This is a genomic window from Spirilliplanes yamanashiensis, from assembly GCF_016863475.1.
Classification (GTDB): Bacteria; Actinomycetota; Actinomycetes; order Mycobacteriales; family Micromonosporaceae; genus Spirilliplanes; species Spirilliplanes yamanashiensis.
On sequence record NZ_BOOY01000018.1, the window covers coordinates 1 to 16,575 of the forward strand.

1 protein-coding gene (only partly in view) is annotated in these 16,575 nt (G+C 76.8%); it reads left to right on the forward strand.

Going from position 1 to position 16,575, the window contains the following annotated elements; all coding sequences use genetic code 11:
* Positions 1-141 precede the first annotated feature (141 nt).
* Positions 142-16,575: the 5' portion of a DUF8616 domain-containing protein gene (locus Sya03_RS12120; RefSeq protein WP_203938579.1), read on the forward strand. Its footprint extends 12,060 nt past the window's final position; only the first 16,434 of its 28,494 coding nucleotides appear in the window; its start codon is at positions 142-144; the stop codon falls past the right edge of the window.

Here is a 16,575-nt window from a genome sequence, read left to right on the forward strand (position 1 = left end):
GAGGCCGAGACGCCGCCGCCGGTCACGCCGAAGGCGAAGCCCGACGCCGACACGCCGCCGGCGGCCCCCGCGGCGAAGTCGGCGACCGACACCCCGCCGCCGAAGTCCTTCAAGGAGCTGAGCCAGCACCCGATCGCGCAGGTGGTCGACGAGACCATCGACGAGGCCCTGGAGGAGGTCAGCCAGACGCTGCTGGCGTACATCCCCCAGTTCGCCGCCGGCGACCGCGACAGCATCGACCCCAAGGAAGTCCTCATGGCGCTCGCCGGCGGCGCCATGATCGGCGGCGTCGCGTCCACGGTCATGCAATTGTGGGCGAAGATGCTGCCGAAGTTCGCGCAGACGAACATCGGCCGCGCGCTCGGCTCCGGCGCGGGCGAGGTCCTCGGCGAGTTCCTGTTCAGCACGATCGTCAACGGCGACTTCAACGCCGGCGCCACGATGGTGTCGTCCATGTTCGGCTCACTGGCGGTCGACCTCGCGCACGACACCAACCAGGCCGTGGTCGGCACGCTCCCGCCGAAGGACGACACCGGCCAGGGCACCGTCCCGTTCGACCCGGACACGTCGACCGGCTCGACGCCCCCACCCGCCGGCCCGCCCGCCCCCACCGGCCCGGCCACCGTCGACGGCGGCGTGACGACCACCACCGGCGGCGACACCGTCACGACGGGCGGCACCACCACCACGGTCGACGCCACGACCACCGTCACCGGCGGCACACCCACCACAGTGGACGGTGTCACCACGATCACCGGCGGCACCACCGTCTCGACCGGCGGCACCACGACGACGACGGACAGCACCACCACCAGCACGGGCGGCACGACGTCCACATCGGGCGGCACGACGACGACGGGCGCCACGACTTCAGCGGATGGCACGACCACGGCCGGCGGCACCACGACCTCCACCGGCGGCACGACCACCACGACCGGCGGCGTCACGGTGACCCCGGGCGGCACGACCACCACCACGGGCGGCGTCACCACCATCACCGGCGGCACGACGACCACGAGCCCCGACGGCGTGACGACCACGACGGGCGGCACGGTCACCACGACGGGCGGCACGAGCACCACCACCGGCGGCACCCCGAGCACCTTCGGCGGCACCACCACCAACACCGGCGGCACCACGACGACCACGGGCGGCACCACCACCTCCGCACCCGGCACACCGCCCACGACGGCCGCCGACCCGGTGACGGCGGGCGGCCCCCCACCGGCGACCGCGGGCACGACGACCACCACGAGCGGCCCCCCGGCCACGACCGGCACGACTGGAGACACGGCGGGCAACACGGCTGGCGGACCTGATGGAAACGCCACCGGCGGCACCCCGACGACACCCGGCGGCACGCCGGCCACCGCAGGTGGAAGCACCCCCAACACCGCCACGAGTGGCACTCCCGCGACGACCGCGGGGGGTTCCACCACGGGCGGGACCACCACGTCGGGAGGGACCACCGCAACAGGCGGAACCCCCACCACCACGGGTGGCACCCCCACCACAACTGGAGGAACCCCCACCACCGGAGCAACGCCCACCACCGGCGGAACCCCGACGACTGCGGCCGGCACGACCACCACCGGCGGGACACCCACCACCACGGCTGGCACCCCGACCACGGCCGGCACAACCACCACCGGCGGAACACCCACGACCACCGGCGGCACGCCGACCACCACCGGCGGGACACCCACCACCACCGGCGACACCCCGACCACCACGGCCGGCACAACCACCACCGGCGGAACACCCACCACCACCGGCAGCACGCCGACCACCACCGGCAGCACGCTGACCACGACCGGCACGACCACCACCGGCGGCACGCCGACCACCACCGGCGGCACGCCGACCACCACCGGCGGCACGCCGACCACCGGCGGCAACACGCCGGCCACCAGCGGCGGAACACCCACCACCGCGGGCGGCACGACGACCACCGCCGCCGGGACACCAACCTCGACCGGCGGGACGCCCAGCACCACCGCGCCGACCACCACCGGCGGGACGCCGACCACCCCCGGCAGCAACCAGACCACCAACCCGCCCGGCACAACCCCGAAGGACCCGGCCACCGCGCCCGTCACCCCCACGACCGGCAGCACCCCCACCTTCCCGACCCCCGCACAGAACGGCGCCACCGAAAGCCCCGACACCAGCCAGCCATCCACAGAGGACAGAACCGAGACGACAAGGCCGGACCGCCCGTCGCTGCCGCCCCTGGACACCTCCGTAGGCGACGCGACCAGCCCGGTGTCACCGATCGACGGACCGGCCTACGACGGCGACTCCCCCGTCTCGCCGCTGGGGTCGGACGGCGACATGCCGCCGTGGCAGCAGGCGCCCGACTACGTCACCGTTCCCCAGGGCGGGCTGGTGTTGCTGGACGACGGGCCGGCGGAGCGGGACAACCGGGAGGCGGCGCGGGCCTACCGCACCCACCCGGACCGCTACCCGGTGCTGGTGCACGCTACCCCGGCCGGGCCGGTCGTGGGTGGGCGGCCGGTGGGCCTGGAGCAGTTGCGGGACCTCATCGTCGCCGATCCGCGGTCGGCCGGGAAGACGGTCGAGCTGGTGGCGTGTCACGGCGCCGTGCCGCAGGGTGGCTGGGCGGCGGAGCTGGCGTTGCTGTTGCCGGACGGCACGCCGGAGGTGATCGCGGCGACCGATGCGGCGTGGACGCATCCGACGGCGGACGGGGGGCCGACCCGAGTTTTCGCGTACGCGGCGGGGTTCGGCGCGGACGGCACGCCGACGTTGACGCCGGCGGGCTGGCAAGGGTTCGCGAAGCCGGCCGCGCCGGGGGGCCGGGGGCCGGTCGTCACGCAGTACGGCATCGCGAAGCCGGGGCCGGCGGAGCCGGGGGTCCGGCTGACCGGTCCGGACGGGACGCCGTTGCCGGCGCCCGAGGTGCGCGACGGGTTGGCGCGGCGGCCGCTGGACTTCACGCTGCCCGTCGACTCGGTCGCCGACCGGTCCGGCGCGCACCCGCCGCAGCCGGTGGCGTGGGCGGGCGGGGCCGCGCCGGCGGTGGCGACGCGGTCGTACGACGGCGGGTTGTCGCCGGCGGGTCAGGACGCGGTGGCGCGGGTGCTGGCGGCGGCGGACGGGTTGCCGGGGCCGGTGGCGGACCGGGTGCGGCGGTTCGCCGGGGACGTGCGGGGCGCGGTGTCGCAGGTGATGGTGGCCGCGGACCGGGCGGACGTGGCGCCGCTGTCGCCGCGCCGGGCCGACGTGGTGCTGGCGCAGCTCGCCGACCAGGTGGAGGCGGGCCGGGACCCGTTCACCGATCCGGCGTCGCCGCTGGCCGGCGTCCCCTACGACCCGGGTGCGGCGGACGCGGCGCGCCTGGCGCAGCTGGCCCTGGTCAACCTCAGCCCGGCGGGGCGCGCGGCGGTCACGGCGGACCCGCTGTTCGACCGGCTGGTGGCGGCGGATCCGCGGGTGCTGGCGGCGGCGCTGCGCGGCGGCCCGCACGACACGGTGGACGACGTGACCGCGGCGGCGCTGCGCGGCGGCGCCGGCATGGACGCGCAGCAGTTCCTGAACACGTGCCTGGCGGCGGCGGTGAACAGCCAGGTGCGGTCGCTGGCGCCGTCGATCGTGGCGCAGCTCGCGATCGGCGACGACACCGTGGCGCAGCTGGAGCAGCTGCTGGCCGACGCCCGGGCGGCGAACGCGCCGTGGCTGGCCGGTCGGGACCGGTCGGCGCGGACGCTCGAGCAGCTGGTGGCGGACCGGGTGGCGCAGGCGCGGGGTGCGTTCGCCGCGCTGCGCGCCGACGCGGACGGGCTGGTCACGAACGGGGTCCCCGACCCGGCCGCGTGGGCGGCGCTGAGCGACCGGTGGGGCCGGCAGATGCAGAAGCTGGCCGCGGTGGCGGACCCGGCCGGCGGCGTACCGGTGCTGACGCGCAAGCGGACGAACAGCTGGGCGCTGGGCGCGGTGCTCGCCGCGCCGGCGGGCGTGGACCGCCCGGGGCGCCGGTCGCAGGGCATCGACGAGAACGCGTACGCGCCGAAGGTGGCCCGGCTGCTCGACCCGGACGCCGCGGCGGCGGCCGTGCCCGCGGCGGTGCAGCCGCCGGTGGCCGGGCGGCCGCTCGCGGCGCAGGTCTCCGACGACTTCTGGAACCGGCTGCACCACCACGGCCCGCAGGTGGTGTCGCTGACCCGCACGGTCGCGCCGCTGGGCGGGCACGCCGCCACGATCAGCGCCGTCACCGACGACGACGGCGGGCGGGCGTACCTGATCGGCGACCCGGCGAAGCCGCGCCCGCAGGTGGTCTCCCCGGCCGGGATGCGGTCGTGGCTGGCCGGGTGGGGCAGCGTGGAGATGGCGCCGCTGGCGCCCGTGCCCGCTCCGGTGCGGGCGGCGCCGAACACCCCGTCGCAGGTGCCGGCGTTCCAGGCGCCGGGCACGATCGTGCAGCCGGACGACTACGTGCTGACCAGCGACGGCACGCAGCCGCCGTTCACCCGGGTGCAGCCCGACGCGCAGGTGCGCGACAACGGCCCGGACGCGTTCCCCCGGTTCACCGTCGAAAGACTCACCGTCCACGACGCCAAGCCGCCGCTGCTCGTGTCGCCCGACGGCAGCATCGCGGTGAACGCCGCCGGGCACGAGAACGGCGTCTTCGACAAGGACAACGGGCGCCGGCACGAGTTCTACACCACGCCCGAGCGGATCGCGCACGCCAACCGCCTGCTCGCGGAGGCCGGCAGCGACGTCGAGCTGCGGGCCGTGCCGGGCAACACGGTGCAACTGCCGGGCGGGCCGCCGCTGGTGATGGCCCGGCCCGCGTTCCTGAGCCCGCTGCCGGCGATCTGCCGTGACTTCGCCCAGGGCGTCGCGGGCGGCACGATCTCGCACGCCGTGCTGCGCCCCGCCGGCGGGCCGGCCGCGATCGCCCCGGTGAACGCCCAGGACGGCCTGGAGGTCACCGGCATCTACCACCTGGCCGACGCGCTGACCCGGGCCGTCCTCGACGACGCCGCCGGCACCGTGACGCCGGACTGGGGCGCGGCGGCGATCGCCGCCGACACCCGCCCGGTCGGCCGCACCGACGGCGCGCCGCGGCCCGGCCGCGAGTTCGGGCTGGCCGTCCACGGCGAGCCGGCGATGGACGACGCGCTGCGCCGGCTGGGCCTGAACCACCACACCGGGCCGGTGCACGTCGGCGAGGTGTTGATGACGGCGACCGTCGCCGACCGGGGCGAGGGCCCGGACATCGACCCGACCACGAACTACGCCGTGGACGGCAAGCCCGTCACAACCGGCGCCCCGTGGGGGTACCACTTCGCGCCGGTCGTCGCCACGAGCACCGACGAGGCCACGCACGTCACCCTGGAGAACGCCCGCCCGCAGACCAGCTTCGTGGGCGCCGCCACCGACGAGGCCCTCGCGAGGAACCTGGCCTACCACCGCGACCACCCGCCCACGGGCGAGCTCGGCCCCCGGCAGCAGGCCCTCTACGACACGCTGGTGCAGGTCGACGCCCTGGCCGACCCGGCCGCCCGCGAACAGGCCCTCGTCCGGGCCCGGTTCGACCTGCAGGCGCAGTCGCCGCACCTGCTGCCGGACACCGAGATGTGGCAGGTCCGGGTGTTCGGCGCGGCCCCGGAGCACTCGCACCACGCGTTCGTCCGTACCGGCCGGACGAACAACCCGCTGACCGCCGTCGTGCTCGCCAACGCCGCCGCCACCACGACGGTCGACAGCAGCGTCCCGCCGGCCGCCGACGACCAGCGCCTGCAACGCCTCGCCGACCAGGCCGCCCACGTGGCCCGCTGGAACGCCGACAACGGCCTGCCGCCGCCGGTCGTCGAGGCCACGACGACGGGCGACCGGCACACGCTGCGCATCAACCCCACGCCCGCCGCGACGCCGCCGGCCGCGCCGCCCACCGCGGCCGCCGCCACCGTGGCGAACACCCTGCGGGGCGTCCTCGCCACCACCGCGCCGGCCGTCACGGTCACCCACACCCCCGCCACGCCCGCGCCGGGCGTCCGCGGCACCACCGGCGGCCTGCTGCACCGGTTCAGCGCCGGCGTCCGCCGCGGGCTGCGCCGGGCCGCCCACTGGGGACCCGCCCCCGGCGACGCCCCGGTCCACGACCGCACCCCCACCGAGTTCGCCGAGTACGGCCCGGACGACGCGCCCCGCCTGGTGCTGCTCGACGACACCGGCGACAACACCGCCAACCGGGCCGTGGCCGACGCGTTCCGCACCCACCCGGACCGCTACCCGGTGCTCGTGCACGCCACCGCCGCCGGGCCGGTCGTCGACGGCAAGCTGCTCACCCCGGACCAGCTCGCCGAGCTCATCACCGCCGACCCCCGCAGCCACGGCAAGGACGTCGAACTCATCGCCTGCGAGCTGGCCGACCCCACCGGCAAGCCCGTCACCGACGCCTGGGCCGCCCAGCTCTGGCAGGCGCTGCCGCGCACCAACGCCCGGGTCATCGCCGCCATGGACAAGGCGTGGACACCCCTGCCCGGCGACAGTGCCGACACGGACACCGTCACGCCCGCGGTCAGCGTCACCGCCACCTTCGCCGCGGACGGCACCCCGACCCTCACCGGCTCCGCCGGCTGGCGCGCGTTCGGGGACCCGCCGGGCGCGCCCGCCGACGCGCCGCGCACCCGCCCGGTGGTCACCCAGTTCGGCGCGGACAAGCCCGCCCCGGGCGCGGCCGGCGTCCCGCTGACCGACGCCCACGGCACCCCACTCGCCGACCCGGACGCCGTCCGCGCCGCTTCCGAGACCGGCCCGCCGCCCGCGATCGACGCCCCCGGCGCCACGTGGGCCAACGCCCCGCCCGCCGACCCCGACACCGCCGCCGAGTCGGAGTCGGAGTCCGAGTCGGACGCCGGGTCGGAGTCCGGGTCGGTGGTGTCGACGCGGTCGGAACGCTCGTACCGGGAGGGGTTGTCGGCCGCGGGCGGCGACGCGGTCACGCGGGCGCTGACGGCGGCCGGCGGGTTGCCGGCGCCGGTCGCGGCGACGGTCCGCCGGTTCGTCGAGGACGTGCGCGACGCGCTGGCGCAGGTGATGGTGGCCGCCGACGGCACGGACGTGGCGCCGCTGACGCCGCGCCGCGCCGACGCGGTGCTGGCGCAGCTGGCCGACCAGGTGGAGGCGGGCCGGGACCCGTTCACCGATCCGGCGTCGCCGCTGCGCGGCGTCCCCTACGACCCGGCCGCGGCGGACGCGGCGCGCCTGGCGCAGCTGGCCCTGGTCAACCTGAGCCCGGCAGGGCGGGCGGCCGTGGCCGCGGACCCGCTGTCCGCCCAGCTGCTGGGCGCGGACCCGCGGGTGGTCGGCGCGGCGCTGCAGGGCGGACTGCACGACGCGGTGGACGACGTGACCGCGGCGGCGCTGCGCGGCGGCGCCGGCATGGACGCCCAGCAGTTCCTGAACACCTGCCTGGCGGCCGCCGTCAACACGCAGGTGCGCTCGCTGGCGCCGACGATCGTCGCGCAGCTGGCGATCGGCGACGACGCCCTCGGCCAGGTGCGGCAGACCCTCGCCGACGCCCGGGCGGCGAACGCGCCGTGGCTGGGCGACCGGGACCGGTCGTCGCGCACGGTCGAGCAGCTGGTCGCCGACCGGGTGGCGCAGACGACGGCGGAGTTCGCCGCGCTGCGCGCCGACGCGTCCCGGCTGATCACGGACGGCAGCACCGACCCGGCCGCGTGGGCGGAGCTGAGCAAGCGGTGGGGCCGGCAGATGCAGAAGCTGGCCGCCGTGATGGACCCGGCCGGTGGCGTGCCGAAGCTGACGAAGAAGGTGACCGGCAGCTGGGGGCTCAGCGCCGCCCTGGCCGCGCCGGTGGGCGCCGACAGCCCCGGGCGGCGAACCCAGGGCATCGACGAGAACGTGTACGCCCCCACGCTCGGCCGCCTGCTCGACCCGGAGGCCGCGGCCGCGGCGGTCCCGGCGGCCGTCCAGCCGCCCGTGGCGCCGCGCCCGCTGACCGCGCGGGTCACCGACGACTTCTGGCAGCGGCTGCACCACCACGGCCCGCAGCTGCTGTCGCTGACCCGCACGGTGGCCCCGCTCGGCGGGCACGCCGCCACGATCAGCGCCGTCACCGACGACGAGGACGAGCACGCGTACCTCATCAGCGACCCGGCGAAGCCGCACCCGCAGGTCGTGACGCCCGGCGGCCTGCAGGCGTGGCTCGACGGCTGGGGCAGCGTCGAGATGGCGCCGCTGGCGCCCGTGCCCGCCCCGGTGCGGGCGGCGCCGAACACTCCCTCGCAGGTGCCGGCGTTCCAGGCCCCCGGCACGATCGTGCAGCCCGGCGACTACGAGCTGACCAGCGACGGCGCGCAGCCGCCGTTCACCCGGGTGCAGCCGGACGCGCATGTCCGCGACAACGGCCCCGGCGCGTTCCCGCGGTTCACCGTCGCACGGATCACCGTCCACGACGCGAAGCCGCCGCTGCTGGTCTCCGCCGACGGCACCGTGGCGATGAACGCCGCCGGGCACGAGAACGGCGTCTTCGACAAGGACAACGGCCGCCGCCACGAGTTCTACACCACGCCCGAGCGCATCGCGCACGCCAACCGGCTGCTCGCCGAGGCCGGCAGCGCGGTGACCCTGGAGGCCGTCCCGGGCAACTCGGTGCGGCTGCCCGGCGGGCCGGGCCTGGTGATGGCCCGCCCCCAGTTCCTCACGTCGCTGCCGGCGATCTGCCGCGACTTCGCCCAGGGCGTCGCGGGCGGCACGATCTCGCACGCCGTCCTGCGCCCCGCCGGCGGGCCGGCCGCGATCGCCCCGGTCAACGCGCAGGACGGCCTGGAGGTCACCGGCATCTACCAGCTCGCCGACGCGCTCACCCGGGCGGTGCTCGACGACGACCTCGACGCCGTCACCCCCGGCTGGGCGGCCGCCCAGGTGGCCGCGGACACCCGCACCGCCGGCCGCACCGACGGCGCACCCCGGCCCGGCCGGGAGTTCGGCCTGGCCACGCACGGCGACCCGGCCATGGCGGAGGCCCTGCGCCGGCTGGGGCTGAACCAGCACACCGGGCCCGTGCACGTCGGCGAGGTGCTGATGACCTCGACGGTCGCCGACCGCGGCGAGGGACCCGACATCGACCCGACCACCAACTACGCCGTCGACGGCAAGCCCGTCACCACCGGCGCCCCGTGGGGCTACCACTTCGCGCCGGTCGTGGCGACCAGCGGCGACGAGGCCCTGCACGTCACGCTGGAGAACGCCCGCCCCCAGACCAGCTTCGTCGGCGCCGCCACCGACGAGGCCCTCGCGCGGAACCTGGCGTACCACCGCGACCATCCGCCCACCGGCGACCTGACCCCGCAGCAGCAGGGCCTCTACGACACGCTCGTCGAACTCGACGGCGCCACCGACCCCACCGCCCGCGACCGGGCCCTCGCCCGCGCCAAACTCGACCTGCAGAGCCAGTCGCCCGAACTGCTGCCCGACACCGAGATGTGGCAGGTGCGCGCCTTCGGCGAGGCACCGGAGCACTCGCACCACGCGTTCGTCCGCACCGGCCGGACCAACAACCCGCTGACCGCCGTCGTGCTGGCCAACGCCGCCGCGACCGCCACGGTCGACAGCACCACGTCGCCGGCGTCGCGCGGTCAGCGCCTGCAGCGCCTCGCCGACCAGGCCGCCCACGTCGCCCGGTGGAACGCCGACAACGGCCTGCCGCCGCCGGCCGTCGAGATCACCACGGCCGGCGACCGGCACACGCTGCGCCTCAACCCGGCGCCGGCCACGGCCCCCGCCCCGGCTCCCACCCCGGCCGCCGCGGCCGTGCAGAACGCCGTGCAGGGCGCGCTCGCCACCACCGCACCCGGCGTCACCGTCACCCACACCGCCGACGCCGGCACCCGCGCGCGCAGCGGCACCGGCAACCTGATGCGCCGGGCCAGCGTGAGCATCCGCCGCCGCCTGAGCCGGGCCACCCACTGGGGACCCACCCCCGGCGACGCCCCGGCCCACGACCGCACCCCCACGGAGTTCGCCGAGTACGGCCCCGACGACGCCCCCCGCCTGGTGCTGCTCGACCACTCCGCGGACAATGCCACGAACCTCGCGGTCGCCGACGCGTTCCGCACCCACCCGGACCGCTACCCGGTGCTCGTCCACGCCACCGCCGCGGGCCCGGTCGTCGACGGCAAGGTCCTCACGCCGGAGCAGCTCGCCGAGCTGATCACCGCCGACCCGCGCAGCCACGGCAAGGACGTCGAGCTGATCGCCTGCGAGCTGGCCGACCCGACCGGGCGGCCGGTCACCGACGCCTGGGCCGCGCAGCTGTGGCAGGCGCTGCCGCGCTCCAACGGCCGGGTCATCGCCGCGATGGACAAGGCCTGGACACCGCTGCCGGGCGACAACACCGACACGGTCACGCCCGTGGTCACCGCCACCGCCACGTTCGCCGCGGACGGGACCCCGACGGTCACCGGCTCCGCGGGGTGGCGCGCGTTCGAGGACCCGCCGGGCGCGCCCGCCGACGCGCCCCGGACCCGGCCGGTCGTCACCCAGCACGGCACGGTCAAGCCGGACCCCGGGGCGCCCGGGATCCCGCTCACCGGCGCCGACGGCACCCCGCTGAGCGCGGAGCAGGTCCGCGCGGCCGCGGACACCGCCGGCCGGCCGATCGACCCGGGCGCCCTGGCCGCCCTGTGGGCCGCCGGCATCGAGATCGAGACCCGCAACGTCCTGTCGTTCCCCACCGCCGGCGACGACTCCGACGACGACGGCGAGATCCCGTACCGCACCCCGCTGCTGGTGGGCGACGGGTTCACCGTGATGGTCGACCACTACGGCGGACGTCACCAGCCGATCGCGGAGATCGTCACCGAGCCGCTGCGCGTGTACGACGCCGAGTCGCGCGCCGACGCCGACCGCGTCCTCGACCGCATCGAGGCCGTCCTCGCCCGCTTCGCCTCCGTGCCGCCGGGGCGGCAGCGGTCGCTGCAGGACCTGTTCGGCGACCTGGACGGCGTCCACGTCGCCCCCGAGGTCGCCGGGATCGCCGGCCAGATCCAGGTCGCGGGCGCCGCCGCACCTAACCCCAACACCCAGTTCACCGTGGGTGTGCCGATGGCCGGGCTGGCGCCGTTCCTGCAGCACATGGTCGACCACGCCTACCGCGGGCGGGTCAACGACCCGAAGCAGCAGCTGCTGCGCGAGGGCCTCACCGCCGGGACGACCGTCGCGGACCTGTACCGCCGGGAGCACCCCGGCGCCACCGACGCCGACCTCGACGCGCTGCGCGGCTACACCGCCGTCAGCTACCCGATGGTCGCCGGCGGCCTGCTGTCCGCCCTGGACCAGCGCGCCGGCAACCCGTACCTCGCCAAGCACTATCTCGGCGCCGCCGGCCGCGTCGCCTACCCGGCCGTCCTCGCCGGACTGCCCCCGGCCGTGCGCGACTTCCTGGCCACCCACCACGCCGCCGTCCGCGACGCCCTCGAACAGCAGTTCCGCGCGGCGCACCCGGCCGCCGCCCCGGACCTCACCCGGGTGACGCGGGGGCGCCCGCCGCGGCTGTTCGACACCGAGTTCACCACCCACGACCCCGACCCGGACGACCCCTACCGCCCCGAGGTCCCCGTCACCGTCGACCAGCTCCTCGACAACCTGCTACTCCCACCCGCCCCCGGCCGGCCCAGGCTCACCCCCGAGATCTTCGGCATCTACACCCACTTCCCCACTCTCGACACCGACAACGGCCGCCTGCCCTTCCCCCTACACCTGCTCGAACTACGCACCTACGGCCGCAACACCGGCATCGACGGCATCCGCGCCAACTTCACCACCCTGCGCACCCTGCTCACCGCCCTCGCACCCGCGACGCGCACCCGCCCCGCCGTCCCACCCAAGCCCGCCGCCCTGCGCTCCGGCACCACGTGGACCGCCTGGAGCAGCGGCCCCGCGGCGGAGCCGGAAACCGAGTCGGACGAGGATTCGGACGTCGAGTCGGACGCCGGTTCCGTGGTGTCGACGCGCTCGGAGCGCTCGTACCGGGACGGGGTGTCGGCCGCCGGCACCGACGCGGCGGCCCGGGTGCTGGCGGCGGCCGACGCGCTGCCGGCACCCCTGGCCGACCGGGTCCGGCGGTTCGCCGACGACGTGCGCGACGCCGTGTCGCAGGTGATGGTGGCCGCCGACCGCACCGACGTCATGCCGCTGACGCCGCACCGCGCCGACACCGTCCTCACCCAGCTGGCCGACCAGGTGGAGGCCGGGCGCGACCCGTTCACCGATCCGGCGTCGCCGCTGCGCGGGGTGCCGTACGACCCGGCCGCCGGGCGCACGGCCCGGCTGGCGCAGGTCGCGCTGGTCAACCTGACCCCGGCGGGCCGGGCGACCGTGGCCGCCGACCCGCTGTTCACCCGGCTGCTCGCGGCCGGGCCGGAGGTGCTGGCCGCCGCCCTGCAGGGCGGCCCGCACGACACCGTCGACGACGTGACCGCCGCGGCGCTGCGCGGCGGCACCGGCATGGACGCCCAGCAGTTCCTCAACACCTGCCTGGCCGCCGCCGTCAACACCCAGCTGCGGTCCCTCGCGCCGACCGTCGTCGCGCAGCTCGCCATCGGCGACGACACGCTGGCGCAGGTGCGGCAGACCCTCGCCGACGCCCGGGCGGCGAACGCGCCCTGGCTGGCCGACCGGGACCACGCGTCGCGCACCGTCGAGCAGCTGGTCGCCGACCGGGTGGCGCAGGCGCAGGGCGAGTTCGCCGCGCTGCGCGCCGACGCCGGCCGGCTCGTCGACGACGGCGTCACCGACCCGGCCGCCTGGGCGGAGCTGAGCGACCGGTGGGGCCGGCAGATGCAGAAGCTCGCCGCCGTGATCGACCCGGCCGGCGGCGTGCCGAAGCTGACGAAGAAGCTGACCGGCAGCTGGGGCCTCAGCGCCGCGCTGGCCGCGCCGAAGGGCGCCGACAGCCCCGGGCGGCGCAGCCAGGGCATCGACGAGAACGCGTACGCGCCCGGCGTCACCCGGCTGCTCGACCCGGACGCGGCGGCGCCGGCCGTGCCCGCGGCCGTGCAGCCGCCGATCGCGCCGCGGCCGCTCACCAGCCGGCTGTCCGACGATTTCTGGCACCGGCTGCGCCACCACGGCCCGCAGCTGCTGTCGCTGACCCGCACGGTGGCGCCGCTGGGCGGGCACGCCGCCACGATCAGCGCCGTCACCGACGACGACGGCGAGCCCGTGTACCTGATCAGCGACCCGGCGAAGCCGCGGCCGCGGCTGGCCACCCCCGAGCAGGCGCAGTCCTGGCTGGACGGCTGGGGCAGCGTCGAGATGGCCCCGCTGCCGCCGGTGCCCGCCGCCGCCCGCACGAGGCCGAACGCCGCGTCCCAGGTGCCGCCGTTCCGGCCGCCGGGCACCGTGGTCGCGCCCGGCGACTACGTGCTGACCAGCGACGGCACGCAGCCGCCGTTCACCCGGGTACAGCCCGACGCCCAGGTGCGCGACAACGGCCCGGACGCCTTCCCCCGGTACACCGTCGAGCGGCGCACCGTGCACGACCCGAAGCCGCCGCTGCTGGTCTCCGCCGACGGCACCCTCGCGATGAACGCCACCGGCCACGACGGCGACATGTACGCCAAGGACAACGGCCGCCGGCACGAGTTCTACGCCACGCCCGAGCGCATCGCCCACGCCCGGCGGGCCCTGGCCGAGTCCGGCAGCGAGGCCGACCTCGAGGAGGTGCCGGGCAACACGGTGCGCCTGCCGGGCGGGCCCGTGCTGGTGATGGCCCGGCCGGTGTTCCGCACCTCGCTGCCCGCGATCTGCCGCGACTTCGCCCAGGGCGTCGCCGGCGGCACCATCTCGCACGCCGTCCTGCGCCCCGCCGACGGCCCCACCGCGATCGCGCCGGTCAACGCCCAGGACGGCCTGGAGGTCACCGGCATCTACCAGCTCGCCGACGCCCTCACCCGGGCCGTCCTCGACGACGACCTCGACACCGTCACCCCCGGCTGGGCAGCCGCCCAGGTGGCCGCCGACACCCGCACCGCCGGCCGCACCGACGGCGCACCCCGCCCCGGCCGCGAGTACGGCCTGGCCACCCACGGCGACCCCGCCATGGCCGAGGCCCTGCGCAAGCTCGGCCTCAACCAGCACACCGGCCCGGTGCACGTGGGCGAGGTGCTGCTGACGGCGACCGTCGCCGACCGCGGCGAGGGACCCGACATCGACCCGACGACGGACTACGCCACCGCGGGCCGGCCCGTGACGACGGACGCCCCGTGGGGGTACCACTTCGCCCCCGTGGTGGCGACCAGCGGCGACGACGGCACCCACGTGACGCTGGAGAACGCCCGCCCGCAGACCAGCTTCGTCGGCGCCGCCACCGACGAGGCCCTCGCGAAGAACCTGGCGTACCACCGCGACCACCCGCCCACCGGCGACCTCACCCCCCAGCAGCGGGACCTGCGCGACGCCCTCGCCCAGATCGACGGCGCCACCGACCCCACCGCCCGCGACCGGGCCCTCGCCCGCGCCAAGCTCGACCTGCAGAGCCAGTCACCCGAACTGCTGCCCGACACCGAGATGTGGCAGGTGCGCGCCTTCGGCGACGCGCCGGAGCACTCCCACCACGCCTACGTCCGCACCGGCCGCACCAACAACCCGCTCACCGCCGTCGTGCTCGCCAACGCCGCCGCCACCACGACGGTCGACAGCACCGTCCCGCCGGCCCCGGCCGATCCGCGCCTGCAACGCCTCGCCCACCAGGCCGCCCACGTCGCCCGCTGGAACGCCGACAACGGCCTCCCGCCGCCCGCCGTCGAGATCACCACCACCGGCAACCGGCACACCCTGCGCATCGACCCGACCCCGGCCGCCGCCCCGGCCCCGGCGCCGACCGCCGCGGCGGCCACCGTGGACACCGCGCTGCGCGGCGCCCTCGCCGGGACGGCGCCCGGCGTCACGGTGACCCACACCGCCGCCACCCGCGCCCGCAGCGGCACCGGCAACCTCATGCGCCGGGCGAGCGTCCGCGTCCGCCGCCGCCTCAGCCGGGCCACCCACTGGGGCCCCGACACCGCCGACCGGCCCGTGCACGACCGCACCCCCGCCGAGTTCGCCGCGTACGGCCCCGACGACGCACCCCGACTCGTGCTGCTCGACGACACCGGCGCCAACGCCACCAACCGCGCCGTCGCCGACGCGTTCCGCACCCACCCCGACCGCTATCCCGTCCTGGTCCACGCCACCGCCGCCGGGCCCGTCGTCGACGGCAAGGTCCTCACCCCGGAGCAGCTCGCCGACCTCATCACCGCCGACCCGCGCTCGCAGGGCAAGGACATCGAACTCATCGCCTGCGAGCTGGCCGACCCCACCGGCAAGCCTGTCACCGACGCCTGGGCCGCCCGCCTCTGGCAGGCACTCCCCCGCACCAACGGCCGCGTCATCGCCGCCATGGACAAGGCCTGGACACCCCTGCCCGGCGACACCACCGACACCGTCACACCCGTGATCACCGCCACCGCCACCTTCGCCGCCGACGGCACCCCCACCGTCACCGGCTCCGCCGGCTGGCGCACCTTCGAGGACCCGCCGGGCGCACCCGCCGACGCACCCCGCACCCGCCCGGTCGTCACCCAGCACGGCACCGACAAGCCCGGCCCCGAGGCGCCCGGCATCCCGCTCACCGACGCCGACGGCACCCCGCTGAGCACGGAGCAGATCCGCGCCGCCGCGAACACCACCGGCCGGCCGATCGACCCCGGCGCCCTGGCCGCGCTGTGGGCCGCCGGCATCGAGATCGAGACCCGCAACGTCCTGTCGTTCCCCACCGACTTCTTCGGCCCCGAGGTGCCCTACCGGACGCCGCTGCTCATCGGCGACGGGTTCACCGTAGTGGTCGACCACTACGGCGGCCGCCACCAGCCGGTCGCCGAGATCGTCACCGACCCGCTGCGCGTGTACGACGCCGAGTCGCGCGCCGACGCCGAGCGCGTCCTGGACCGCGTCGAGGCCGTGCTGGCCCGGCTGAACTCCGTGCCCGCGGGACAGCAGCGCTCGCTGCAGGCGCTGTTCGGCGACCTGGACGGGGTCCGCTTCGCCGACGAGATCGCCGCCCAGTCGCCCGGCATCATGATCGCGGGCGCGTCCGCGCCGAACCCGAACACCCAGTTCACCGTCGGCGTGCCGATGACCGGCCTGGCGCCGTTCGTGGAGCACCTGGTCGACCACGCCTTCCGGGGCCGGATCGACCAGAAGAAGGACATCCTGCGCGACGGCCTCGCCACCGGCGCCGCCGTCGCCGACCTGTACCGCCGGCGGCACCCCGGCGCCACCGACGCCGACCTCGACCTGCTGCGCGGCTACACCGCCGTCAGCTACCCCATGGTCGCCGGCGGCCTGCTGTCCGCCCTGGACCAGCGCACCGGCAACCCGTACCTCGCCAAGCACTACCTCGGCGCCGCCGGGCGCATCGCCTATCCCGCCGTCCTCGCCGCCCTGCCGCCGCAGCTGCGCGACTTCCTCCGCGACGAGCACCGCGCCGTCCGCGACCTCATTGAACAGCGGTTCCGCGCCGCCCACCCGCAGGCCGCCGAC